General features: G+C 44.9%; 41 protein-coding genes. 34 read left to right on the forward strand and 7 right to left on the reverse strand.

The annotated features are described in order from the left end of the window. The first annotated feature begins 253 nt into the window (after nt 1-253). A complete protein-coding gene (locus tag ACMXYT_RS20465) occupies nt 254-508 on the forward strand; it encodes a hypothetical protein (RefSeq protein ID WP_415912248.1) in 255 nt (84 codons plus the stop codon). A 59-nt stretch (nt 509-567) separates the two neighbouring features. Here ACMXYT_RS20465 and ACMXYT_RS20470 read toward each other — a convergent pair whose 3' ends face one another. Then, entirely contained in the window at nt 568-1,746 is a 1,179-nt protein-coding gene (locus tag ACMXYT_RS20470; RefSeq protein WP_415912249.1) for a discoidin domain-containing protein, read from the reverse strand. 125 nt (nt 1,747-1,871) lie between these two features. Between ACMXYT_RS20470 and ACMXYT_RS20475 the strand changes: the two genes are divergently transcribed. From ACMXYT_RS20475 to ACMXYT_RS20490, 4 genes are all read left to right on the forward strand, one after another. Further along, nucleotides 1,872-2,033, forward strand: coding sequence for a hypothetical protein (locus tag ACMXYT_RS20475; RefSeq protein WP_415912250.1), 162 nt, complete (start codon nt 1,872-1,874; stop codon nt 2,031-2,033). A 51-nt stretch (nt 2,034-2,084) separates the two neighbouring features. After that, a complete protein-coding gene (locus ACMXYT_RS20480; protein ID WP_415912251.1) occupies nt 2,085-2,390 on the forward strand; it encodes a hypothetical protein in 306 nt (101 codons plus the stop codon). Between the two features lie 2 nt (nt 2,391-2,392). Beyond that, the gene (locus ACMXYT_RS20485; RefSeq protein WP_415912252.1) at nt 2,393-2,725 is read left to right on the forward strand and encodes a hypothetical protein; all 333 of its coding nucleotides are present in this window, start codon (nt 2,393-2,395) and stop codon (nt 2,723-2,725) included. Between the two features lie 98 nt (nt 2,726-2,823). Next, nucleotides 2,824-3,264, forward strand: a complete 441-nt coding sequence (locus ACMXYT_RS20490) for a hypothetical protein (protein WP_415912253.1) — start codon at nt 2,824-2,826, stop codon at nt 3,262-3,264. A 20-nt stretch (nt 3,265-3,284) separates the two neighbouring features. On the opposite strand, the gene ACMXYT_RS20495 is transcribed toward ACMXYT_RS20490, so the two are convergent. After that, a complete protein-coding gene (locus ACMXYT_RS20495; RefSeq protein ID WP_415912254.1) occupies nt 3,285-3,569 on the reverse strand; it encodes a CBU_0592 family membrane protein in 285 nt (94 codons plus the stop codon). 142 nt (nt 3,570-3,711) lie between these two features. Between ACMXYT_RS20495 and ACMXYT_RS20500 the strand changes: the two genes are divergently transcribed. From ACMXYT_RS20500 to ACMXYT_RS20595, 20 genes are all read left to right on the forward strand, one after another. After that, the gene (locus ACMXYT_RS20500) at nt 3,712-3,903 is read left to right on the forward strand and encodes a hypothetical protein (protein WP_415912255.1); all 192 of its coding nucleotides are present in this window, start codon (nt 3,712-3,714) and stop codon (nt 3,901-3,903) included. Between the two features lie 58 nt (nt 3,904-3,961). Beyond that, nucleotides 3,962-4,306: a hypothetical protein gene (locus ACMXYT_RS20505; RefSeq protein WP_415912256.1), complete on the forward strand. Its 345-nt coding sequence runs from the start codon at nt 3,962-3,964 to the stop codon at nt 4,304-4,306. A 20-nt stretch (nt 4,307-4,326) separates the two neighbouring features. Next, complete coding sequence (locus ACMXYT_RS20510) at nt 4,327-4,545, forward strand: hypothetical protein (protein WP_415912257.1); 219 nt, start codon at nt 4,327-4,329, stop codon at nt 4,543-4,545. A 71-nt stretch (nt 4,546-4,616) separates the two neighbouring features. Next, nucleotides 4,617-4,946, forward strand: a complete 330-nt coding sequence (locus ACMXYT_RS20515) for a hypothetical protein (protein WP_415912258.1) — start codon at nt 4,617-4,619, stop codon at nt 4,944-4,946. Continuing rightward, the gene (locus tag ACMXYT_RS20520) at nt 4,943-5,197 is read left to right on the forward strand and encodes a hypothetical protein (protein ID WP_415912259.1); all 255 of its coding nucleotides are present in this window, start codon (nt 4,943-4,945) and stop codon (nt 5,195-5,197) included. The genes ACMXYT_RS20515 and ACMXYT_RS20520 overlap by 4 nt, the downstream gene beginning before the upstream one ends. A 12-nt stretch (nt 5,198-5,209) precedes the next feature. Next, entirely contained in the window at nt 5,210-5,485 is a 276-nt protein-coding gene (locus tag ACMXYT_RS20525; RefSeq protein ID WP_415912260.1) for a hypothetical protein, read from the forward strand. A 139-nt stretch (nt 5,486-5,624) separates the two neighbouring features. After that, nucleotides 5,625-5,999 (forward strand): hypothetical protein, encoded by a 375-nt coding sequence (locus ACMXYT_RS20530; protein WP_415912261.1) that lies wholly within the window; start codon nt 5,625-5,627, stop codon nt 5,997-5,999. 86 nt (nt 6,000-6,085) lie between these two features. After that, complete coding sequence (locus ACMXYT_RS20535; RefSeq protein ID WP_415912262.1) at nt 6,086-6,838, forward strand: hypothetical protein; 753 nt, start codon at nt 6,086-6,088, stop codon at nt 6,836-6,838. A gap of 38 nt (nt 6,839-6,876) precedes the next feature. Continuing rightward, nucleotides 6,877-7,158, forward strand: coding sequence for a hypothetical protein (locus ACMXYT_RS20540; protein WP_415912263.1), 282 nt, complete (start codon nt 6,877-6,879; stop codon nt 7,156-7,158). A 106-nt stretch (nt 7,159-7,264) separates the two neighbouring features. Beyond that, the gene (locus ACMXYT_RS20545) at nt 7,265-7,513 is read left to right on the forward strand and encodes a hypothetical protein (protein ID WP_415912264.1); all 249 of its coding nucleotides are present in this window, start codon (nt 7,265-7,267) and stop codon (nt 7,511-7,513) included. Continuing rightward, complete coding sequence (locus ACMXYT_RS20550) at nt 7,482-7,736, forward strand: hypothetical protein (protein ID WP_415912265.1); 255 nt, start codon at nt 7,482-7,484, stop codon at nt 7,734-7,736. Before ACMXYT_RS20545 ends, ACMXYT_RS20550 begins: the two co-directional genes overlap by 32 nt. A gap of 17 nt (nt 7,737-7,753) precedes the next feature. Continuing rightward, nucleotides 7,754-7,936 carry a hypothetical protein gene (locus ACMXYT_RS20555; RefSeq protein WP_415912266.1) on the forward strand — a complete coding sequence of 61 codons (183 nt, stop codon included), beginning with the start codon at nt 7,754-7,756 and terminating at the stop codon, nt 7,934-7,936. Nucleotides 7,937-7,944: 8 nt separating this feature from the next. Next, nucleotides 7,945-8,199 carry a hypothetical protein gene (locus ACMXYT_RS20560; protein ID WP_415912267.1) on the forward strand — a complete coding sequence of 85 codons (255 nt, stop codon included), beginning with the start codon at nt 7,945-7,947 and terminating at the stop codon, nt 8,197-8,199. A gap of 26 nt (nt 8,200-8,225) precedes the next feature. Beyond that, a complete protein-coding gene (locus ACMXYT_RS20565) occupies nt 8,226-8,933 on the forward strand; it encodes a hypothetical protein (protein WP_415912268.1) in 708 nt (235 codons plus the stop codon). 100 nt (nt 8,934-9,033) lie between these two features. Then, nucleotides 9,034-9,309: a helix-turn-helix domain-containing protein gene (locus tag ACMXYT_RS20570; protein ID WP_415912269.1), complete on the forward strand. Its 276-nt coding sequence runs from the start codon at nt 9,034-9,036 to the stop codon at nt 9,307-9,309. 3 nt (nt 9,310-9,312) lie between these two features. Continuing rightward, nucleotides 9,313-10,557, forward strand: coding sequence for a type II toxin-antitoxin system HipA family toxin (locus ACMXYT_RS20575; protein WP_415912270.1), 1,245 nt, complete (start codon nt 9,313-9,315; stop codon nt 10,555-10,557). Between the two features lie 139 nt (nt 10,558-10,696). Beyond that, nucleotides 10,697-11,116 carry a hypothetical protein gene (locus tag ACMXYT_RS20580; protein ID WP_415912271.1) on the forward strand — a complete coding sequence of 140 codons (420 nt, stop codon included), beginning with the start codon at nt 10,697-10,699 and terminating at the stop codon, nt 11,114-11,116. Nucleotides 11,117-11,195: 79 nt separating this feature from the next. Then, a complete protein-coding gene (locus ACMXYT_RS20585) occupies nt 11,196-12,965 on the forward strand; it encodes a phosphoadenosine phosphosulfate reductase family protein (protein ID WP_415912272.1) in 1,770 nt (589 codons plus the stop codon). Between the two features lie 117 nt (nt 12,966-13,082). Further along, nucleotides 13,083-13,466 carry a hypothetical protein gene (locus tag ACMXYT_RS20590; protein ID WP_415912273.1) on the forward strand — a complete coding sequence of 128 codons (384 nt, stop codon included), beginning with the start codon at nt 13,083-13,085 and terminating at the stop codon, nt 13,464-13,466. A 427-nt stretch (nt 13,467-13,893) separates the two neighbouring features. Then, on the forward strand, nt 13,894-14,250 hold the full coding sequence (locus ACMXYT_RS20595; protein WP_415912274.1) for a hypothetical protein: 357 nt from the start codon (nt 13,894-13,896) through the stop codon (nt 14,248-14,250). Between the two features lie 25 nt (nt 14,251-14,275). Here the strand turns inward: ACMXYT_RS20595 and ACMXYT_RS20600 are convergent, their stop codons facing one another. Further along, complete coding sequence (locus ACMXYT_RS20600; protein WP_415912275.1) at nt 14,276-14,488, reverse strand: hypothetical protein; 213 nt, start codon at nt 14,486-14,488, stop codon at nt 14,276-14,278. A gap of 248 nt (nt 14,489-14,736) precedes the next feature. Between ACMXYT_RS20600 and ACMXYT_RS20605 the strand changes: the two genes are divergently transcribed. Together ACMXYT_RS20605 and ACMXYT_RS20610 are read left to right on the forward strand one after the other, a co-directional pair. Further along, the gene (locus ACMXYT_RS20605) at nt 14,737-15,180 is read left to right on the forward strand and encodes a hypothetical protein (RefSeq protein WP_415912276.1); all 444 of its coding nucleotides are present in this window, start codon (nt 14,737-14,739) and stop codon (nt 15,178-15,180) included. Between the two features lie 47 nt (nt 15,181-15,227). Beyond that, nucleotides 15,228-15,710, forward strand: coding sequence for a hypothetical protein (locus ACMXYT_RS20610; protein WP_415912277.1), 483 nt, complete (start codon nt 15,228-15,230; stop codon nt 15,708-15,710). A 47-nt stretch (nt 15,711-15,757) separates the two neighbouring features. Here ACMXYT_RS20610 and ACMXYT_RS20615 read toward each other — a convergent pair whose 3' ends face one another. Then, a complete protein-coding gene (locus tag ACMXYT_RS20615) occupies nt 15,758-16,873 on the reverse strand; it encodes an RCC1 domain-containing protein (RefSeq protein WP_415912278.1) in 1,116 nt (371 codons plus the stop codon). 527 nt (nt 16,874-17,400) lie between these two features. Between ACMXYT_RS20615 and ACMXYT_RS20620 the strand changes: the two genes are divergently transcribed. From ACMXYT_RS20620 to ACMXYT_RS20635, 4 genes are read left to right on the forward strand one after another with little or no spacing between them, the layout of a single operon-like run. Next, nucleotides 17,401-17,706 carry a hypothetical protein gene (locus tag ACMXYT_RS20620; RefSeq protein WP_415912279.1) on the forward strand — a complete coding sequence of 102 codons (306 nt, stop codon included), beginning with the start codon at nt 17,401-17,403 and terminating at the stop codon, nt 17,704-17,706. A gap of 1 nt (nt 17,707) precedes the next feature. After that, a complete protein-coding gene (locus tag ACMXYT_RS20625) occupies nt 17,708-18,088 on the forward strand; it encodes a hypothetical protein (protein ID WP_415912280.1) in 381 nt (126 codons plus the stop codon). Nucleotides 18,089-18,122: 34 nt separating this feature from the next. Beyond that, complete coding sequence (locus ACMXYT_RS20630; protein WP_415912281.1) at nt 18,123-18,371, forward strand: hypothetical protein; 249 nt, start codon at nt 18,123-18,125, stop codon at nt 18,369-18,371. A 57-nt stretch (nt 18,372-18,428) separates the two neighbouring features. Next, nucleotides 18,429-18,620 (forward strand): hypothetical protein, encoded by a 192-nt coding sequence (locus ACMXYT_RS20635; protein ID WP_415912282.1) that lies wholly within the window; start codon nt 18,429-18,431, stop codon nt 18,618-18,620. 470 nt (nt 18,621-19,090) lie between these two features. Here the strand turns inward: ACMXYT_RS20635 and ACMXYT_RS20640 are convergent, their stop codons facing one another. Together ACMXYT_RS20640 and ACMXYT_RS20645 are read right to left on the reverse strand one after the other, a co-directional pair. Further along, nucleotides 19,091-20,206 (reverse strand): RCC1 domain-containing protein, encoded by a 1,116-nt coding sequence (locus tag ACMXYT_RS20640; RefSeq protein WP_415912283.1) that lies wholly within the window; start codon nt 20,204-20,206, stop codon nt 19,091-19,093. Between the two features lie 39 nt (nt 20,207-20,245). Continuing rightward, entirely contained in the window at nt 20,246-21,367 is a 1,122-nt protein-coding gene (locus ACMXYT_RS20645) for an RCC1 domain-containing protein (RefSeq protein WP_415912284.1), read from the reverse strand. Between the two features lie 176 nt (nt 21,368-21,543). Here ACMXYT_RS20645 and ACMXYT_RS20650 point away from each other — a divergent pair, with 176 nt between their 5' ends. Continuing rightward, nucleotides 21,544-21,987 carry a hypothetical protein gene (locus ACMXYT_RS20650; RefSeq protein WP_415912285.1) on the forward strand — a complete coding sequence of 148 codons (444 nt, stop codon included), beginning with the start codon at nt 21,544-21,546 and terminating at the stop codon, nt 21,985-21,987. A gap of 69 nt (nt 21,988-22,056) precedes the next feature. On the opposite strand, the gene ACMXYT_RS20655 is transcribed toward ACMXYT_RS20650, so the two are convergent. After that, nucleotides 22,057-22,752, reverse strand: a complete 696-nt coding sequence (locus ACMXYT_RS20655; protein WP_415912286.1) for a Bax inhibitor-1 family protein — start codon at nt 22,750-22,752, stop codon at nt 22,057-22,059. A 158-nt stretch (nt 22,753-22,910) separates the two neighbouring features. Here ACMXYT_RS20655 and ACMXYT_RS20660 point away from each other — a divergent pair, with 158 nt between their 5' ends. Beyond that, nucleotides 22,911-23,150: a hypothetical protein gene (locus ACMXYT_RS20660; RefSeq protein ID WP_415912287.1), complete on the forward strand. Its 240-nt coding sequence runs from the start codon at nt 22,911-22,913 to the stop codon at nt 23,148-23,150. Nucleotides 23,151-23,152: 2 nt separating this feature from the next. Then, a complete protein-coding gene (locus ACMXYT_RS20665) occupies nt 23,153-23,398 on the forward strand; it encodes a hypothetical protein (RefSeq protein ID WP_415912288.1) in 246 nt (81 codons plus the stop codon). Nucleotides 23,399-23,433 lie beyond the last annotated feature (35 nt).

Consider the following 23,433-nt stretch of genomic DNA (forward strand, 5'->3'; position numbering starts at 1 on the left):
GCAGGATGGTTAATAGTGATTGGTGCAGGAGTGCCATTCCTTCTTTTCATTGGGACGTTTTTATTGGCACTGTATTCTCTGTACCGGAATGTATGGCTCGATGAAGCACGCGATCTCGTTCTTTATAAGTTAGGAATAAAAGGTAAGCCGTGCGCACATTGTGGTTTTAGCCGTGCTGCTCATATTGATCCACGCTTAGAACGAACAGACGGCAATACGCCTTGCCGAAAACACAGAACAAAGGTGATAGCATATGAGCATGCGTAGGCGGTGTTCTTTTTGGCTGGCTACTGATGAGCAGTGGTACGTCCTACTGGGAAATTTTGAAGATGCCTATGAAGAGGATGAGTGTACCCCTTATGGCCCCTTCGGCTCGCTTGCTGAAGCTGAAAAGAATATCCGCACAAACTTCTCCAATCCGGGCGGAAGTGACGTGGATGATTCAGGCAGTGAGGCTCCACCAAAAGATCCAGAGATGCCACGCAATTCAATGTGGGTTCTATTATAAATAAGCCATTTGATAACAAAAAAGGGCCTTAGGCCCTTTTTACATTTCAAAGAAGCGATTTATTCAAACACTTCAATTTCACCAATTTGTATATATGTGTTGCCGTAGTTAGAGTGCACCACAAGCCTGATATATTGCGCATATACCGGTGAGTCGAAAGTTAAGGTGCTCATGGGCTCTTGCGGCAGATCATTAAAACTTTTCACATCATGGAACGTTACCCCATCATTAGAAGCCTGCACCGTTACATCTTTTGGCATGTAGGTAAGCCAACTCGGATAAAGAGAAGGATTCCTGATCACGATGCCCGCAGCATTGACCTTCCGATCTCCAAAGTCCACTTGAATCCATTCATCCTGACCTCTGTAAACAAGCCAGATGCTACGGTTTTTATAGCCTAGCAATGTACCATAATCAAAACCTGCATTATTGTAATCACCACCATCAAACGCTGAATAAGCATAATCACTGCTATAATTAGAACTGGCTGTAAAAGACGCGTCAGTTAGCCCGTTAATACCATTGTGAGCAACATTGTTACGCGGACCTACAGCGAGGAGCTTCTTCTCTGTATCTTTAACAAAACAGCGGATCGGGTTTTGATGACTCCTGTCAAGGTAATCGACCGCCGGAGCAGTGCTATTCTGCGGCCTCAACCCTTTCGCATAGAGCGTCCCATGCTCGGTTGACGTAATGTACGTTAAGTTAGTTGCAAACCCTAATCCTGAAAGGTTATGACTTAAATTCGTAAAAGCTGTTGATAGCTCTGATTCACTTGGAACATACCAATTAGACCCATGGGACGTACACATCGTGGCAATGTTATTTACATAGGTTGAGCCCGAAATAGGGTTGCTAGAACCTTGATGATCAAATAACCCGCCAATCATTTTAGGTGTATTACCATACCCATCACCCAAAACTGAACCGTAGCTATAACCCCGTAGCCCAAAATAACCATTCTCAGGCTCAGTATTCGATGCCATGTATATTCGCTCTCCTGAGAGATCGCCAGCATAAATAACGGAATCATCATTAATCATACACGAATCACCAATAGACGCCCCTGCACAGTCAGAACTGTAGCTTGGCTTAGAAGGTAATGGACTAGACCCACTAGCTTCTTCAGAGGCACCGGAGCCTACCTGCATGCCCGCAGGGGTACGATAGATAAAATCCGCATTAACTGTAGGCGATAACGCAGCCGCAGTAATAGCACAAGCAAGTAATTTTTTCATAGCTGATCTTCTTTTTTTAATTAACCTTATATTAATTTCGCATCAAAAACAAGGGGTTGATTAATATCCGTACTTGATCTTTGGTGTTTTTTCATTATAATTAATGTGATGAGAAAGGAGGATTTATGGCAAATATTACACCAAGTTCTCGCATGGAGTGGGAAATTAAAAACAAAGGATCACGCTGGTTTGCTCGACACATCGATACGGATGCCGTTCTTTACGCACGCTCAAAATCCAGATTGATGAGTAAGATTAATGCTTTTGATAAGCAAGAAGATATTTAAGGGGGCATGTAATAGCCCTAAAGAACCAATTGTCGCAGAGTGATTACTTTAATGACTGATACCAACAAAAACGCAAATACTGATGACGCAATAAGCCTTTTGAGCGAAGAGTCACAAAAACACGCTGAACGCTTATCTAATTTAAAACTGGAAATTGCTGACTTAAACGCGTCACTCTACTCCGATGTCGCTCGCCAAGTACTAAGATTAGTGCGCGAAGGTGAATACAGTAAAGCAGAATCAATTATTAAAATCCTCCCTAAAGGGTCAGCCCGCAAGCAGCTAAAAAGACTGTACTCACAGATTAAAAGTGCAGCACAAAACATTAAAACAAATCGATTAATAACCCAGAGGTGATCATGAAACAGCTCATCCTTTTTTGCACACTATTGCTTACCGCATTCTCCGCACAAGCTGCAGGTATGAAATCTCCTGTAGAACAGTTTGGGGAGTACTTAACCACACAAGAACAAGTCAGGGTGATCGCGAATGATTACCGAGCTGAATCGGCCTGCCTTGAGAAATTCGCAAACCTTCTCGAAAATGACATGGACAACCGAGCGCAAATGTTCTTCGGGCAATATGTCCCTGCAATAATCTCGCATCATGGCGCCTGCGGGGCGTGGGCTATTGTAGAAGGCCTCAATCACAACAATATTGAAAACAAGCAGATGGTGCCGCGAGAGGAGTAGGTATAGGAACAGCACCTTAGTTACCTATTGAAGCGGGTCAATGTCGCACGCAGGTATTGATTCGTATAGAATGTGCGACATCTAACGGAGATTAATCAGTGAACGAATCCTTATCACCCCAACCCTTTACCGTTTACCCCTTTGCAGACCTTCCTTGCTGGCAGGGAGAAACTGCACAGATATGCCAATCTTTCACAGCCTACGTACTACAGGGCTATATAGGGATGGCGACAGCGGCCACCTTCTTTGATCGCGCCATCCAATATGGTGAGTTAAATATCGGCTATATTCACTTGTCTGAAGGTGCATCAGGTGAACGTTTCGAGTTCTTTATCCTAGTGGATCAAAATGGTGCACCTGATGCGATGGCTATGCGCGTGTTTAATCGAGAGGGTAAGCTTGAGGAGGATTCCCTCGGCTACATCCAATACGTCATGAAGCCCTATCCTCAGCGCCGTACGATAGCTTCATTACAAATTATGCCGATGATTGAAGTACCCAACCAGACCCGATGCCACTGCGGCAGTGAAGACCACTAGCAAGCACTCTCCCCTGTGGACTAGACTTCCGCAGGGGAAGGATCACCCTTCTTTTCCCTCTGCATCTTAATCAAACCCACGATACTGATAGCAATCCAGAAGAGCTGAATAGTTAAAGAGGCAAGGTTGAAATTGTGAATCAAACTGATTGATACACAAATCGCACCACCTAGGTTGTATAAGATGTACGCCCGACCATTACCGTCAAGCTTACCTAACTGAAGCAACGTGTAAGAGATAATATAAAGCGCTGTTCCGATTAAGCCTATACCGTTGTAGAGAATGTCTGCGAGATCCGCACTCATTTGCTTAAGCCTTTTTTGTTATTGTTTTTGAAATTATAACGAAAATATGCAGACTCCTTCAAGAGCTCTCACTAATCACAAAATAACTTGTTATTAAATTAAAATTCATTATAATAAAATGTAAGTAAAAGAGGTGAGAGAAATGCATAAGAAGAAATTATTGTCTTTATCAATTGCAGCTAAAATGCCACATGCATTCGGAGAGGCAACAAAAATTGGCGCTCAAGCTGGCGAGTTTGTACTAGGAATGGAAAAGAAAAAAGCAGCTGATCCGTTCTCCAACGGTGAAGGTTGGAAAGGAAAAGGCAAACAAGGTAAGGCTATTCTAAAATAAAAGGTGAGCATAAGGCATGCTCTGCCACTATCTATTTGGCTTTAAAGGAGTGAAAAAAATGATTTCACAAGCGATTAAGGGCATTGGCATTGGATTCAAAACGCGCCATACGACGTTTTTGCAGTTCACAGCCTTAATGCTGGCTACGCCGGTACTGGTTTTGGTTTCTGCAATGATGGTGTTAAAAACCCAACTGGTCGAAACAGTCACCACCGCTATAACAATCCCGCTCTTTTGGGTGATTTGCACATTTATGTTTGGCTTTTGGATCGTCAAGGCACTTCGGGTCTATGAGCAATATGAGGGCCGCAAAGCAGGGTCGAAGTGGTTAGATTGGATTCTTACGGCTATCTTTGGCGGCATATTAATCTACCTAGTAATGAACCCGCCCATCACGGCCTAATTGCTATAAAAAGGTGATCCATGAAATCCAAGATTAAATACCTGTTTGTCTTCTTTATTCCAGCACTTATGCTGTTTGTTGCTGTGGTAGGGCTTTCATCAACTGACTCGTTTGCAACCTTAACCCTGCCCGACTGGGTTCTTGGCCTAACCGCGTGCGCCATGATCTCTTTATTTGCAATGGGGACGTTAGTATATGGCAATAATGGCTATCTTGCTGACAAAATAGGCCTAAGATAAGCCCAGTCTCTTGATTTGAGTTTCTTTTTCATTATAATATATATTATTCAATGAGAGGGGGGGGTAAAGGCATGCCGGTACTAACAGATCGTGAAACCAAAGTCCTGAAATCTATCTGCAGCTACGTGTTTGGTAGTTGTGGGCCGGAAATATCAGAGCTGGCTGATGAGCATGGTATGAGCACTGCAGAGGTTAAAGGCGTTGTTGGATCACTGGTCAAAAAAGGCAAGGTTAATACCTGCGATATGGATGTGAACGGCCGTGAGTTTGATACCTTTGTGCCAGCGTTTCCAGATCGTGGTTCTAAGACACCTTACTTCTACTCTGATCAGATGAGTAAGGTTGAGTTTGATGTGCTTGTTGCAGCATTGCTGGATGAATCAGGGAGTGCTGCACAATGAGTGGCAAAACAGTTGTGGTTATCGGTGGTGTTAGCACCCATCATGGAACGGCTGTGGCAAGCTTGCTTGAAGATCAGGATATTAAGGTGGTGACCGTAGATCAAGCCATGCAAGAGCAGCAGTCTGAATTTGGCGTGTCTACCTACGGGCGTGACTTTGAGTGGCCTACTGAAGCGAAAGCTGCATTAGCGCGTCGAACGGAAGAGTGGCAAGGTGGTGGCAGTAAGCGTCGTAAACCCCTTCAAAAATAATTAAGGTGAAATGTGAGTAATCAAGCTAAGCAAGCGGTTAATAATACCTCATTCATGTTTGAGGTAGGCCAGTCGTACGCAACTCAAAAAGGTAAAGTCATTAAGGTGTTGGATCGAACCACTTCAAGGGGCTACGAGTGCTTGGTCTGTAGCGATAAGAAGCACCGCTATGATCGCTCAACGCACAGTGAGGATGCAGGTCGTGTAACAGCAACAAATCATGATTTTAGCTGTCCTGATAATCTCGTACGACCACCCGTTCCTGTTAATCAGCTAATTCAGCTATAGCGAATTTCCAACAGCTTTTTTGCTTAGACTGATAAGCTGGATGTAGAGTCGTCAAAAAGTTAGAGGTTAATTTGGCTTGATCTTGTTTTATTTCAGTTTATCATTATAATATATCCTAAGTTTTAGAGAGGGCTGGGTTATGTCTAAACGTACTGTACTATCGGAAGTGGGTGGAAGCGTTTGTGTGCAAGCACTGGATCGCAATCAGCGCGCTATTGAGTCTTGGCATGAGCAGGCTAGCTACGGCGGGGATATGTTTGAGCCGTGCCCTGAGCCAGACTCCTTCTACTTCGTTGCGCTAGAGTTTCGTGATGGTCGTCGCTATTCTCACCCAGTTGAGTTTTCATCAGAGTCTGCTGCAGAACGTTTGTCGGAAAAGATTGCGGCCAATGATGCGGTCGATCTGGAAGTTTGGGCAGAAGAAGAGCCAGCATACGGCACCCTTGCATGGGGTCGCGGTGATAATGAATGGCGTCTCTTTGATGAAGCTGAGCGTAGTGTGCGCTTTGGCTGATAAGTAATTTACTGTATTGTATTAATGGGCTTATGCGTGCAGCTTAATATATAGGCTGCAATAAAGTTGATGGAGAGGATGGAATTATGCGTGGACAGATGATTGATAAAGGCACTTACGGCATCTTGGTAACCGTGCGTGAAGGCATGATGAGCAAAGAAGGTCGGACGGTAAATTTCCGCATTATACATCCTTCGCTGGGGCATATGTTTAGTTCCGTCCGGAGCGATCACACCTTGGAGCTCCCGTATGCTGAAGACGGCGTGCAATCTAAGCTCGGCACTCAACCTGCACAGGTACAGATGAATCTTCCGGGCCGCACGCTCAGTATGGCTGAATTTGAAGTCTATCAGAACTGTATGAATGGCGTACGTGATGCGATCAATCAATATCAGGCTCGCGTTACTGGTTATGTTGAAAATGGCACATGGAAGCATGAGCTGAATAACATTCGCTTGGCGCTTGCTGATGACCCTAAGCTTGAAGTCACTCCATACATTACAATGCCCTACGTGCTTGAGTTTTTCCGCCTTTGCCCTGACCTCAATGATCAGCTTGGAAACCATAGTGCGCATGACATGATCGGGCGTACTTTGGTCGAGCTTAGCTATTTTCATGCCTGCGTTAAACAGATGGGTGAGGTGCTGGTGGCTGAAGATGCGGGTGATGAGAATGCCTATAAGACATGGTTTGAAGCGCTATCTTCTGATCATAAAGCCATCCTTCAGTTTTTGGATGAATACCCGGCTACGCAACGCATGAATCGCAAGACCCTTCAGGCACACTTACAGCGCTACTGTGATGATTATTTCAATGCTATGGCGCAGGAAGAAGCTTGAGATGTCAGGGAGGGTTAATACCCTCCCCTCTTACCGCTATGAACGCAACCATTAAAAGTCTTAAAATTGTCTCCAAGCATCCCGGTGTAACCCCGGGGCAGTTTGCAAAACTGTATTTCCCTTCTGATCATGAAGGGTGGCAGCGTACCGCACGCGCCGGTCGCGGTGTTTGTAGAGGTGGAGGGTTGCGACTGTGGGCAGGCGGTTGGTTAGGCAAGCTGAGGAAAAGAGGCTTGATCAACTCGCATAACAACATCACTTCAGAAGGTAATGTGCTGCTACGAGAGTACGCAAAAGAGTTGCGCGAGAATGAATGGTAGATCCTCACCCCTTCGACCAATTACTCTCCGAAAACTCAGTTGACTAGAGTTGTATTTCTTTTATTTATTATTATAGTATAAAGGTAATATTTTAGAGAGGTGTCACATGCTGTCATCAATAAGAAATGCTTTTTCGTCCACAGGGCTATGCTCGGATGGCTCTGAGTCGCCTGAGTCACTATTGGCGCGTTTTACTCAAGATCATGGGCGTAGCTGCTTCTGGTACACCGATCTTGATGTATGGCTGCAAAAAGAGTTGGGTGAAGCAAGCGTCCGTGTAATTAATGCCATTCTCAATCTGGAAGGCGTGATTGAGTTGGGTGATGTTGGCTACAAATCACCTTATCCAGCCTAAAAGCATTGATATGGTTGATGAAGTTGAGCTGCACGTTATGGATATTGATGACGAATCCCGTCAACAGGATCGCATTAGGCTAGCATTCAATCGATCGGTGAACCGCGATGCTCTATGTGAGTATTGCGAGTCCGGTTGGTGCCGAATAGACCCCGGAGAAAAGTGCGAACATCAGTTTGGCCACCCTGATTCAGGTCTCCGTTGCGACAAGCCATTTAACTAATTAGTTGGAACGTATTGATGAAAGAAGTCACATTACACCTTATCACACAAGACAATCAGCCCTATGGCAGTGTACGTAAATGCTGCGAGAAATGCGGTGCCATGACCGAAGAAGGCATGACCTTCACCAGTGATCATCAGGTGTATGAAAACCCGCCTACGGATGGACCAAAATACGTTCGTTGCCAAGACGTGAATTAAGGACGGATATGACAGATAAAAAAAGCGTTAGAGCCTCAATGCATATCGATGTTTGGGTTGAATGTCCTAATTGTGAATCGGACATTAACCTTCGAGATGAGGCAGATACAAACGGGCATAACCACGATGAAGAATGCGGAGTTTTGATGCAGGCCTGCCCCAATGGTGAGCACTGGTCTGAAGCGCATCAAAATTTCTCTGTAAAGGGGGTGGTGTGCACTCAGTGTAAGCACGAGTTTAACGTAGAAGGCTTGGATTGGTAAGTCTCTCAGGCAAAAGGAATAATGTAATGCGAACCATCACCACTAATTATGTGGAAGAAGGTAAAAATTCCCTCTCACTCTATGAAAACTCAAGACCCCTTACGCTTCGTGAGGTTGATGGTGATCTGTTTCTGATGGTCGAGGAACCCTCCAATCCTGAAGGCCCTCTCGCTGAATATCGCGTTGCTGTCTACAAAACAGGCCCATACGGGGAAGAAGATATACAAGAAGGCTTCTCCTATATCGACTCAACTACGAGCATGTCATCTTCGGGAGAAACTTATCTCTATCATGCTTATTTGGGTGGTCAGCTTGAAAAAGAATCCAAGCCTGCACTGGCTTTGCCTTCTCGAGAAGTCCTACTCGAGTCCGAGCGGGCCTATCACGACACCATTATTGACTCTACAGGCGCTTTCGAAAACTCACTAATGGCTCAACCTTATGAGCTTTCAGCAATAGCGGTGTATGTTTTGGCACGCGCATACTATGCACACACTCAAGATCTTCCGCTATTAGTCTGTGAAAACAATTCTGCATGGGATGTGAGTGACTTACAAAGGCAATTCCTTATTACTCTTACTGCACATGATCAGGGCTACCTTATTAGTTTGCATTCGAGGCAGATCGAGGTCGCTAAGCGCGCCTTTGAGGAACTGGGCGGCTTTAATCTTTCAAATGGCACCCAAGATTGTGAAATTCGAACTGAAATCCTACAGTATGTACCCTACGAATGAGTGTATTGCCATAACGCTCAATCGGAGAGAAGCAAAAGCCTAGTAAATTAGGCTTTTGTTGCCTATAATGTACCTATTGTACAATTAATTAGGCCTTTGCATGCTTGATGACCAAATCAAACCTCTCCTTGAAACACTGGGATTAGCACTTAAAAAAGCGCGGAAAATGCAGTTTCCCACCGATAACCAAGGGGCATTTGCCCGTCGCATTGGCGTCAGTCGCGCAACCTATCAGAAAATGGAAAAGGGAAACGGAAGTGTTCACTTTAACCACTATGTTAAGGCATCAATCCTGCTTGGCACTGAAGATAAGTTGAGAGATTTTTTTACTATCCCTAAAGAGCAACCTAACCTGCTCGATAAATTCGGCCTATAAGCCATGAAGGAAGCGGCATACAAACTTTGGAACAAACTCCCCTCAGGCGAATGTGTGCACTGTGGCAGTTTTGTCTTGGCAGCACATGATAATGGGCGCTTAACGAAGATTAACTTCCGTTACACTAACGAATACCTCGCCCACCCTGCCGCACATGATTTAGATCCCATTCATGCTCCTCTAAAAGAGAGTGTATTTGAATATGGAACGGATGGACTAACTCTTCCGGGCTTTCTGGATGATATGCTACCCGATAAGTGGGGCCGTGCATTGATCGCAAGGCATTATAGTGCACTCGAAAAACGCAAGATCGATCCTAATGATAATATCGAGATTTTAAACCACTTACCGGAAAGCGGTATTGGCGCTTTACGTGCCATACCGCACGACCCCAACAACCCGATCTCGACAGCCCCTGTTTATGGAATGGGGCTCCCTATTGAGCGGCTAAGCCTGCTCGATACGGGCGCAAACAAAGGGCATGAGTATGTTGACGAAGATGAATTACAAATCCTTGGCTTACAACTCTTGGTTCAAGGCAGTAATGTTGGAGGCGCTAGGCCAAAAGCCTTGGTATATGATGATCAGCACACCTATCTTGCTAAATTTAATCGCCAGCAAGACACGTTCAACCAAGTGCTTGTTGAACATACTTGCTTAGAAATAGCGAGAGACGCACAGATCCGCACGACAGATTCTATTACTGGCCAGATTGGAGCTAAGCCCTACTTGCTCGCCAAGCGCTTTGATACCAGCCCTGATGGCGGTCGTTATCACATGCTTACCATGAATGCCTTGTTAAAAGATCAAGAGCAACAAAGCGATAACCGAAATGCTACATACAACCAGCTAGCAAGGATTCTGATTTCTTACTCCTGCGATCCAGAAGCCGATTTAAAGCAACTCTTTGGGCAAATGCTTTTAAATGAAGTCCTGAATAATCGGGATGATCATTTACGGAATTTCTCCCTCATGCACACCACTAAAGGTTGGCGACTTACGCCCGCCTATGACATTGTGCCGGAACTGGAATTAAACAAGTACCCACAGATAGGGTTTGGCTATAACACCTTTCTACCTAGTTTAGATCAGGCTCAAAAGGCGGCAAGTGCTTTCAATCTAACAAAGAACGAGGCTCAGGCGATTGCGGATCAAATAGGCCTTAAAATGAATGATTGGATAACCCGTTTGAATTATAACGGTGTGCCCGAACAGGATGCCTCGAAACTCTCTCGAGTAATCAAGTAATTAACACCGACCTATAAAAACGTCATTCCTTATTGCACTACTTGCTTGAGGCGTGCTCAGCCAAATTGCCAAATTCTCACCCTTGTTTTTGTGATTATTTTCATTATGATAATAAATGATTTTTTGAGAGGAGATAATCATGCATGAGATTAAACCTAATACCCCTTACGCCCTTGTGAATTTGCAGTTTGCAGTTCAGTCTACCAATCCTGAAGAAGTTGCTGATGGTCTTAATGAGACTTTGCGAGAGTGCTTAAGCGAAAACTTTATTGCGGATTACGCACTCAAACACACTGACAACCCCGTTATTGTGGAGTCGTCTGACGAGCCTGAAGAGGGTGGATTATTTGATCAGGTTCAGACCTATGCGATCTGCATTAAGGGGTCTAGCTATAATGAGAAGTGGCTTCAGATTGAATCAAATCAGAACTTAGCCGCCATGGACCAGATTCTATTGTCAGCATTATTGACTAATAACAATATGGTTGATGTTTGTGATGACGATACTATTTTTGTGTGCAAGGTGCGAGACATGCCCCGCCACATACTAATAAAATAAAGGTTACTTCTGAAGCGTCTTGCTTGCCTTCTTGTTTATTTTCATTATAATATAATAAGAAATTGAGAGAGGTGATTCTATGACTAATGCGATGAGTGGTGATTTATTTGGTTCAGCGGAACCAATTGCAGCGATTGATATCACGATGGAGCTGCCTGACGGCTTTCGTCAGGACGATGATATTGACACCAAAATTGCCACGCTAAAGGCTAAAATCAAGGAATACCTTGCTAATGGATGGGCGCTGTTTCAAGCGTATTCGGGTGGCAAGGACTCCAGCGTACAGCTCGCCCTCACAATGGAAGCCCTAAAGGAATATATCTCAGAGCATGGACGAGATAATTGTCCCGTCCTGTCGGTTATTCACAGCAACACCTTGCTTGAAAATCCAGAGATCGACAAACACACCCTCGCTGAAATTCAGCGCATCCGGGATTATGCGGCGGCAAACAATCTTCCTGTTGAAGTCGATATCGCTATCCCATCCATGTCTGAAAATTACATAGTCAATATTCTAGGTGGACGCACGATTGCTAGCGTCGCTGCAACGTCCAGCCGTAAGTGTGCGAAGATGATGAAAGTTGAGCCTCTGAAACGACTGAAGAAGAAAATCCTCAAGCGCTTACACAATAACTATGGTGAGAAAGTACTTACCTTAGTTGGTAAACGCTATGATGAAAGTGATGCGCGTCGTGCTGATATGATTAAGTACGGCGAGGTGCCACACCAACATATTACGCGTGGTGATGAGAAAGTCCTATCCTCTATTGCTCACTTTACCCAAGATGATATTTTCTGGGTCATTGGAATGGTTCGATCTGAGATGCTTGATACCTACTCCGACTTTAGCTCACTGGTAGAAACATACCGCGCAGCTAATGGTGGCGAATGCATGGTTAATGCGTTGGACGGTAAGGCTGGCAGCGCTGGCTGCGGGGCAAGATACGGCTGTTGGATCTGCCTTCAGAATGCCACTGATAAAAGCATGGAAACCATGCTGGAAGAAGATCAATTTGATTATATGCGCTATCTATGGGCGTTCCGCAACTATCTGCAGGCATACCATAATGATCCAACAAAACGCAGTTGGTTGGCGCGCAAGCTAGAAGATGATGGTTCCATTAAACTTCAACCAAATGCCTATAGCCCTGCATTTGCGGAAGAGCTGTTGCGCATGGCCCTATCTATCCAGAAATTAGAAGATCAGCGGGCCGCTTCGGAAGGCATTCCTCCTCGCTTCCAGATCATTTCTTTTGAAGAAGTGATCGCAGTACAGGTTTTGTGGGCGCGATATGGATTTAACGATTGCCTACAGGCTCTACGAGTGTGGAAAGATGTGGTGCAGGATGGGCAGCTTACCCTACCCCCATTAGATCAGGAGCAGTTACCAGAGTTTCCACTACTGAATGATTTCCCTGATGTATCAGTACCGTTTGCGGATACCAGCTATGATGATGAGTTTAACGGCCTTAGAGACCTTCAGGCCGCAGCAGCAGGTATTGAGACGGTAATAGAGAAGTCCGGTGGTCGACAGTACATGCACGTGCCTACTGATGTTGAGTTTAAGGTAAACCATGAAGAGTTGCAGACGTTTCTGGATCTGGAGCTTGATTGGGCACTAGAGCAGTACAATCAACCCATGTATAAACCGGCAGCAGGATTAGACTATCTGTTCCGTTTGGGCGTGGTAAGTATCTATAAAGGCTCTCACAGCGACTATGACCGCATGTTAAAAATGGGTGCTCAGATTAGACGTCACCGCCTACAGGATATTTTACACGACCCTGAAGCCATTGTTGCACAGCTGGGGCATGCCGATCAGACTTTTAAACTTGGTCGATTAATCTAATTACCAAAAAGGTTCAATTATTTTAATTATAATTCAAAGTAAAGAAGTTAATGCTTGCAATATCCATTATTTTCATTATAATAGGTATCAACCAAATCAATGAGAGAAGGATTACTTATGAAACGTTCAATTATTGCACTGGCGCTAGCAGCATCAACAGCAGGCTTAGTAGGTTGTGGTGGCACACCCACTGATGTAGAGTCTTTGGCAAAGGTGAGCTGCGAGGCGTTGCGCGATTCAGACGTGGATGGTCTGTTGAAGATCGCTGAGGATGGCGGTATGCCTTTTGATAAGAAGGGTATAGAAAAGCTGGGCGCCTTAAAGGCCAATAACAAGGCTCGTGAGTATTTTGCTCAGTCCAATTGTGACGATTTGAAGCTGCATCGTAATCTTGGTGGCGGGCAGGTAGATGTGGCAATTGGCGGTATGCGCGGCATTAACTTCATATTTGAAGAGGTCGAGTCCGGTGCTTGGGTGCTCAATGGTAAGCGCACACTATAGGCTGATTTAAGTCTGATAAAAGCCCGCTTTTATAGCGGGCTTTTTGGTAAATATTCATAATTATTCAATGAATTAATCATAGTGCTCTATGTCATTCAATTGAGCCTTGCCGCACATTTTGCAGTACCGTTTTTGTCGGATGTAGGTGCCTACCCTTATGCCGCCTTTGTGATGTTTCCTTCACCAACGTCTTCCCACTTCGCCCAATCGTGAAAAAGGACGTGTTTAAGTTTTGCCCAAAAAGTCGTTTTGTGTAATTCTTGATCTGTATGCTTTGGCATTGACTGCTCGTATATAATTCTTATTAAAAATAATATAGCAAAAATAAATTCCTGATGCTAGCCATACAGGGCTTCCTTAAAGGATTGCTTGCACTCTTTGTATTTCTCATTATAATATAAGGTACGCATTGAGAGAGGATTACCTTATGAGTTCAAGCGCTTCGGAATATCGCAATACAGCATGCATTAATGGTCAGAGCATTGATGTTTACCTATATGGTTTAGAAGGAAGTGAACGCCACTTCACGGCAGCCTTTAATAGTACTGGTGAGCTAACCGAATCTACCGTAAAACTTATATCAGGGCTGGAGTTTGATACTACAGACTATGCATCCATCGGTGGCATTGAGATTACAGGCAATGGATGGCGCGATATAGATTCTGGAGGCTACCTTGAAGACTTTATTCGCAACGTGTTGTTTGGCGATGATGATGCGGATGAAGAGCTCTCAAACTATGCGGAAGCACTTGGCTCATGCGGTGAGCCGGGTCACACTTTGTAAGCTCACCGATAAGGTCAGGCTGCCGCTATTCAGCCTGACTTAAAGCCGCCATTGTGACTTCGGTTGGTTCAAACATGCAGTCATACCCATTGGCGTCAGTGAAGCTTTCAACTAAGTGGTCATAAAAGCCTGTTTCCACAAAATTTGACGTTAAAGCTAGAAACGGCTTAAGTCCCGTGATCTTGATCGTCCGGTAAGGTTTTTTTGCACCCTCATTCGGAAGAACGCCGATCTTCATTTGGCTACCTCTTTCATCTCCTATTATCATGAGCCATTCATCAATAAGTTTGTCGAACGGCGGCTTGTCTATAGTGGGATTGCTTTGTGATATTGGCATGCTCTTATTCTTCTAGATTTAGTTAAAAATCATTATATGAATTCATGACCCAAAAATCAAAAGGCAGTTAATATATGCGCTAATAATTGCTTGCTTTACAGTAATATATCATTATAATATATAGCATAAGTTTGAGAGAGGATATCAAGATGTCAGCACAAACCGCACAACTCACTAATAGTGTAATTATCTCCCAGTCATGGACTGCATTAGATCCTAGTGTAGATGTTGAGCGATACCTTCCGTTTTTGAAGGATTGCGGTGAAGAGATTGCGCTTAATGCATTCGCTAAAGGTGAGCGTCAAGGTCAAATGTCAGACAATATTCACCATTTTGATGATGATCCTGAGGACGGCGTGGATTTTCGTGGCAGTTGGACGCTTGAAGAAAAGGAAATCCCTATTGCTGCTAAAGGCTCTTTAAGTGATGAAGAAGCTTTTTGCCAGCTTAAAGATGGCCTTCAAGAGACTTCAGATGATGAGGAGTATGATGCGCTGGTAGGTATGATCGATGCTCTATCCTGCCTGCTGCCTGAGGGCGCGCTAAGCAATTACATCACTGAAAATCATTCCGAGCACCTTAGCGGCGAGTGATCGCCGCCCCGCTCAAATCATAAATACTTTTATCGTGGAAAGAGACGATGGAAACAGTGTCTGAGTTATACAACGCTTGGCTAGTAAGTGAGAATAAGATTGATGCGCGCCGTGATGCACTCAAGCAGGAAGGTGTAGACCGTCATGAGGTTGAAACCCTCCTGAGATCCGAGTTTAAGGATCAGTACGAAAATTACTGGTTCGAGCAAATCATTAAGCCCATCATTAAACAAATTGAAGATACAGGCAAATACAAAAGCCTTGATGTGCTTGGCCCGAATGGCCTTGGTTGTCGCGTCATAATTTGGGGATTCAAAGAAAATACTCTAGATATTCGTGATAGCGACACTCTGACGCTAGAGCCTGATTTAGAAGCTAAAGATGGATCTCCGTTGCAATTGATTGATCGGACAGTGCGCGATGGCTCCTTCGAGAAAGGCACGATTGGCTACATAAACGGCCTAGATCACCCCAGAGAACCCATCGACCCAAACACCTCAGGTGAGGATTGGCTGGCGTTATTTTCTTAGTGAGTTCGAAACAGTAAATAAAAGCCCGGTTTATACCGGGCTTTCTATCAGGGCGTTGGGTAAACTTGCGTAAAGGTCAGTATGCTAACCGATGTGCCTGTCCCATTCCCTAGCTTACCAAAGGAATCCCTACCTGCTGAATAAAGGGCACCACCCTTCCTAGCAAACGCATAATACGAACCACCTGAGACTTCATCCGCTTCAAGTAATGTATCGGCAAAGGTAGATATTGCACCAGTTGATCCTAAACCCAGTTCACCATAGGAATTGGCCCCTGCGGCCCAGATAGTACCATTTACAATGGCGTAACTATCCCAATCCCCCGCTTCAATCATTGAGGGTTGCAACCCCGTACTTAACCATTGGTCGGCAGCACCGGTGCGACCCAGCATACCTTCAGTATTTCGACCAATTGTATATAGCTCACCGCCACTGATTGCCAAACTATGGTACTTACCTGCTTCAATATCCGTAGCGGAAAAACCCGTATCTACCCAAGCATTTTGAGTAACACCACCATAGTTTCCAAAGGGGTGCTGTGAAGTCATACCAACACCCCAGACCGTACCATTACTGAGAGCTAAGGCAAAGTAGCCACCCGCAACAACCTTAGTGGCACTTAAACCGGTTGTTATAAATTCCGTTTGCGACCCATTCCTTGCTAGGCCTCCCCAGCTGTTAGACCCTGTTGACCATACCTCACCATCCTTCAGGATATAACCTGTATGAATACCCGCAGCAATATCATCAGCAGTTACACCGGAATCAACCCAAGCGTTTTGAGATGTCGCATTACCCAACCCGAGTTCGCCAGATGAGTTGGTACCGGTAACGTAGAGTTTCCCTTGGTGAAGGGCATAACTAAAGCGCTCACCGGCCGCAATCTTATCGGCAGGCTGCCCCGAGTCTGTCCACTCATAACGGGAATCGGTATCACCAAGCCCTAATCGCCCATCAACGTTATAACCAACACCCCATACCGTCCCCCCAATGATCGCCAAGCAACTGTTTTCAGCACAATCAATGGAACCCGCACCGGCCGGTGCCCCAGCTACTGCTTCGCTGGCATTAAATGCCATACCCATTGGCGTACGGTACTGGAAATCAGCGTGTGCAGTCAATGTTGCGGCCATCAGCAGACCGCCTAAAACCATGTGTTTCATATCTCTCTTACCCATCAAATTGATTCAGTAGTTTTAGCCCGAATCAGCCTGTAAATTTCAATACACTTGAAGGGTATACCAGCGTTTCACCACGCGGTATAACCTTCAGCGCTCATAACACAGGCCTCATATTTATTATTTTTATAAAATAATCCTAAAGACTTATTGTACAAGTAGCAAGAATTAAAAAACGTTTAAAAAATAAGCAAGTCGTGCTTTATTTGCCTTATAATTCTATTTCTCAACGCCTTGCAGTGTATGTTTTCTTGCTTTTTTACTTAATTTAGATATAATAATAGGCTCTATTTTAGCTCAATAAGAGCTGCACAAATAATATCCTTACAATCCACCATGAGGGCTGAATTATGCGTAAATAATTTAACAGTAATTACTTGTCCTGATGATTATTATCATTATAATTGTCAGTACTGGCCTTATGGTCAAAGCAGAGGGTCGGGTAATTTACCTAACGCTCATTAGGCTCCCGCCTGACCTTCTGCGCCCTGTATTGATTGAGAGGTTCAGGCATGCCAAAGAAAACCATTATTCATGTAAATCAACACGTGATTAAGCGCAACCGGAAAACCGGCTCAGTTGAACCTGTCCTAACCTGCAAAGACTACAAAGAAAATCGTTATGCCCATGAAGCTATCCTTTTAGATGAGCACGGCGAACCTACCGCTAAAGTAGTCTATCGACCTGATAATCCTCTGCCCTGCGGAGCCCATGTTTGGATCGAGACTATGAATGAAGTTATTGTTCATGTCTTTGATAGTAATACCCCTGTGCAAGACATCGCACAGCAAAACAATAATACACCACGAGTAGAATGATATGTGCAGTACACCTATTTCACCCCTTGCAACAGAGCAACGTTGCATCAGTAACGGCAATTGCTGTGGCCAGTGCAAGCCCAAAGCCGTAAAGCCTAGCGAGTACAGATTAACAGCGCCCAATTTTGAAGATGCAGATGCCCTGATTGGCTATTGTGAATACCACTGCCAGACCGAAGCCGCTAAGTTTAGTGGCAAACAAATCAACGACATGATCGCGCTCGCTGGTTACCCTGAGGCATTTGCCTTTCAAGTAACTCGCTTCCCCCTAACGCCCTATTCGGTAGATCCTGAAGGCTGGTGGACTGTGCATGAAGCAATGGAAGAGCTAGTAGAATTAGCCACACTGAACCTTCAGGCCGAACAGAATGCAGTGGATTAAGTTCTAAGCAACCTAACAAAGAATAGAGCGCCTAATGAACCATGACAAATTCATAGCAACACTGAAACTCATCACGATACTTGTCGCAACAGCGGTATTTATAATCTCTCCCGCTTTTCAAGCATCGGGGATTGAAGCTTTAACCCTAATCGCAGAAAAAATCTGGGGATTTGTTGGCCCGTTGATCATTGGCGGAGTTGTTTTTTCAGGAATAATCTTCATCGCAATCCTGTTAGCCCTCATATCACTTAACAAGCAAATCATGAAGGTTGGCGAACCATGAATAGCGCGATGGAAGTGCTGGTAGAACTGGCTACACTGAATCTAAAGGCTGAGCATTATGGAGTGGAATGAGTACCTACACACTATTTTAAATGAATATGGAGATAAGCCGGATGACTTCGTCTTATCTCTTGGTCATTGGGAGAATCAACCAACGGGCCTGCCCGGTGTAGAATTGCCAGAATTCCGGGCGTTCATTAAAATGACGGTAGGTGACCTTAAGACTCTTGCTCAAAAGACACCGCAATAAGGCAATATGAGGGCAGATCTAATGACAGAGAAAATGGAACACACCTTTGAAGCTATCGCTCGCTAACAGGCTAAATGTGATGACGGGTCCGGCGAAACAGCGATCTGGACTGATGGACTTACCGTCTCCAACATGGATCACCGACAAGATAACTACTCTGGCGTATTTCTAAAAGCGGGTAAGCATTACCGCATTACGGTCATTGCTGAGGAAATAACACCAGAACCGGGAAAGGAATATTAGATGCGCAAGGTCACACTATATACTAGCTATGGATTCATGGCTCATCTGGCCTATATGTCAATGACTTGGCAGCCTTAACCTAGAACTAGTCGGCAAAATAAAGCCCGGAGTTTTTCACCGGGCCGTGTCTAGCACCTGAATTTAAAACTGAAGTGTGAAAACTTACTCAGGCATACCTAGGAAAGACCGCCGTTCTTCTTCCCTCTGTAATGTCGCAGTCAACGCATCTATGGGCTGATCTCAGTCATTTCAAGCTTGTGACTAACATCACCCGCACCTAACTGACCAAACTCGTTATATCCGATAGCATTAAGTTTGTCATTGATGCGGAAATACGCACCATGCGTACCCGGATACACTTCAGTGACATCGTATCCTGTATCACCCCATGTCTGCTGATCACTCTGACCTTCACGAGCTAATTGCCCATAGGCGTTATAGCCAACCGACAACAGATTACCCCCGCTGAGCGCGTAACCATGTATCGCCCCACCATAAACTTCCGATGCAGCAACGCCCGTGTCCGTCCAGACCGTTCGATCGTTTTTGTCATTTAAACCTAACTGGCCTACATCATTTCGGCCCGCACTCCATATCTTGCCGTCTTTAATTAAGTAACCATGGTAGGTGCCAGAAGCGATCTTAGAGGCTGAAACACCGCTATTAGTCCAAGCTGACACAGAGTTCGAGACACTTCCAATCCCAAAGTGTCCGTAACCATTGTAACCAACACCCCAAACCGTGCCGCCTGATAACGCATAGCCATGGTAAATGCCAGCAGCCAGCTCCGTAGCATCAAAGCCTGTATCTACCCAGACAGTTGTATCACCTGTCCGAGCTAATTGACCAAAACCGTTATGGCCTGCAGACCATACAGATCCGCTTCGCAAGATATAAGCATGATAACCACCCGCTACAAGATCATCGGCGGATTGACCCGAAGAGGTCCACTGACTCCGCTGGACGGTATCCCCCATACCATGCTGACCATCATCATTAGCACCCACAACTAAAATAACACCGTCCTTGAGAGCGTAACCATGGTCGTAACCAGCAATAACCTTATCAGCCACCACTCCGGTATTGCCCCATGTATGCTGATCGGTTGTGCCTTCACGACCTAACTGACTACGGTGATTTCGACCCACTGACCAGATCTCCCCGTCACGCAAACCATAGCAGTGATAGAGGTAACAAGAAATACCAGTCATATCCCCCGGCGCTTCAGCTGCTGCCTGACTGATATCAAATTCCATGCCCAAAGGCACACGATAAACCCAGCCTGCAGAAACAGAGGCTGATATTGCACTCAAAATAAGAGCAGTAGAAATACGCTTTAACATAATTAAATCCATTATTATTTTATTTATTAAAATACTTGCTTAAGGCAACAAAAAATCACGGAAAACAGAAGACGGCGAATCTCCCATTTCAGAACCATCCCCCGCCAACTTAACCCCTGATGCAGTTTTACTAAAAACCATGAGTGAGCCCGCAATGATCTCATCCCCTGCCTGCCCAGTGTCGGTCATAAACTGCACACTACCACTTCGACCCAATTGCCCGTAATTATTCCAACCAGCGGACCAGATTGTTCCACCCTTAAGTGTATAAACACTTTGCCCATTCGCAACTACGTTATCAGCTGAAAATCCTGTATCTGTCCAATTCCCATAGTCAGCCCAAGCCAAGGTTTGACCTTTATTACCCCTACCTACCGCCAAAAGGGAACCGTTTGAGATGGCATAACCTGTATCCCAGCTAGCAGCAATATCGGTCGCATCAATACCCGTATCAGCCCACGTAGGTACAGTGCCACCAATACTACCCAGTAACCCGGTCTGGCCTCTCCAGTTATTACCGGCTGCCCAGACGCTCCCGTCTGATTGCATTAGATAACCATGACTACCGCCCGCTGCCACGCGAACGGCCTGAATATTAGTGTTAGTGAAGTTATAACGATCTCCACCCCCACCTAGACCCAAACACCCTTCCCCGTTACGACCAGTAACCCAAACATTACCGTCATCCTGAATTAAATAAGTGAAGCTATTTCCACCTGAGACAGTATTCTCATTCATCTGAGAGAGGGAAATATTAGTATTCGTAAAACCAGTAACTAAGTGATTATGTCCCAAGCCCAAACCACCACGGTCGTTCATACCAGTGGCCCATAACTGACTACCAGATAGAGCATATGACTGATACAGACCCGCTACGACAGACGTAGCTGACAAACCTGTGTCTGTCCAAGAGGAACGGGCTTCCAGATCACCTACACCCAACTGCCCATGAGTATTTCGGCCAATTGACCAAACGGTTCCCCCACTGATTGCAACACAGTGATAGTGGCCACACGATAAGCTGGTTGCATCACTAGGAGGCGAAGAAGCATCCTCTGAAAATGCGAAATTCATACCCATAGGGGTTCTATATTCAAAATCAGCTGCGGCTGATAAAGACAGGGATGCAATCAGCATACCTGTTACGAGTGACTTAAGCATTACGTATGCCTTTTGTTTTTTATTATGATTTAAATTATTATCTGCTTAAATCAACCGAATATCAAGTCCCTCTCATAATTGACACCCACACCCCAATAGAGAATAGTTATTTATTTTTTTTCGTTATAGTATTGTCTGATACCTAAGCATCCATTAATAATGAGGAGAAAATAATCATGGAGGCTTCTGAAGCAAAGCAGCAATACATCCTGCAAGGCAGCGGTTACGCAGTCTTACTAAAAGCACCAATATCAGAGACCAAAGAAGACTTGGCGCTTGTGGTCATGGATCTAGTAGCAATATTAGAAAAAGGCGGTATTGAAATTCTTGACGCATCCACTATTCCCAGTGAAGAACTGGAGGTTGATAAGCTGCCGGATGACCACCCTATAGTCGTGATGGATAAGATGAATCCAAACACGCGTTATCGCTTCAGTAGCAAAACTATGGAATGTCACTTTAGTGGACCCAAAGTGGATAGCATTGAAGACTTGGTTGACATACTAAAAGAACAGGCTGCAATGCTTCGCGCACCAGCCAAACGTATTGTTGGTGAATGCCGCAAATGCTGGGGGTTTATTGTTGAAGGTGAAGAACACGTTTGTTCTGACGATGACTAACACATCAATTACTTAAAGCAATAAAAAAGCCCCGTATTGACGGGGCTTTTTAGTGGTAGAGGTTAATGATCAATCATCACCAAAGCCACCGTCACCACTTCCGCTACTATTGCCGAGGATCGACAAGATACGAACAAACAGGTTGACGATGTCCATGTAGAGCGCTGCTGCACTATCCACTGCATTATCCAGCGTTTTCGGGATGCGATTCGCCTTCTGCCAGTCATACGCAATATAGCCACAGAAGATTGCCGCTACGACCCAGTCGGTCCATTCTGAAGCCTCTCCCAACACAAAAATCATGACCAGCTCAACAACAATCATCGCCAGTAAGGACACAAAAAGCAACGGCCCTAGTCGATCAAAGAAGGCGGGATACATCGTTCCCAAAGCCATCATGATTGCTGTAAAGGCACCCGTTAAGATTACGGCCTGCAACACCAGATCGGGCGAATAAGGCGCTACAAAAAGATTTAGCAATAAACCAAAGGGGACCACCACAAGATTGTAACCACCAAAGCTGACGAGCGCGTTGTCCGACTTGGTGAAAATCATGATACCCGCAATACAGGATACGAAATAACCGATCAGCAATACCCAGACATTCATCGCCTGAATAGATTCTACGGGAATAAAGGACACCATCGCCCAGTTAACGATAAATCCATAAAGAATGACCAAGCCGACAACAAAGTTATAGGCACGGGCATTAAGTTCATCACTCCGACTGCTCTGGCGGCCAAAGATTTGTGAGCTTTCTAGCATAATCTCTCCAGTTGCTTTCTATCTAATTGTTTTTCATTATACTAATAGAAATTAAAAAATAAAGCCTTGCCAAGAGCTTTCTCCAAAAGTGCACGAAAGTACTGGTTGTTTAATCCTGAATTTTCATTATAATTTATTCTTATTTGTTGGAGTGATTCATGTCTACGGACGTCATTGTATTATTTGCCCAGAAAGGTGTACCCATACTGAGATGGGGCACACAGATGGAGCATTGCTACCCATCTAAAATGGCTGAGGCCGTTGATGAGTTTGCAGACAGGAATGAGCCTGTCGAATATCTTATCCACTTAGACCTGCTAGGCAAAACAGACGTTGTAGTCGGAGAAGGCTCTCTGCACATTAATATTTATCCCAAATTGCCTGAAATTGAGGGGTAGTTATGACTAATAAGCAGCAGATCTATCGAGTTCGTCACAAGGTCCTAGGGGAAGGCAAACACGCTAACCAGTGGATGCCCAAAATAACGGATATTAAGAGCCTTTCTGAGCTTGCGCGCTTTAAACATATTGTATCCGTTACACCGATCACGCTTCACATTGGCGAGCCGCTCTCAAAAGAGCAGATCGAAGACTTTAAGCGCGGCAACCACCCCGGTGCACCTAAAGCTTCCATTGTGGTTCACTGAGCTAGGTTCAGGCCAAATTTAGTATTAAGAGAGAG

Origin of the sequence: Neptuniibacter sp. QD37_11, from assembly GCF_047778105.1 — a bacterium.
In the GTDB taxonomy this organism is placed as follows: domain Bacteria; phylum Pseudomonadota; class Gammaproteobacteria; order Pseudomonadales; family Balneatricaceae; genus Neptuniibacter.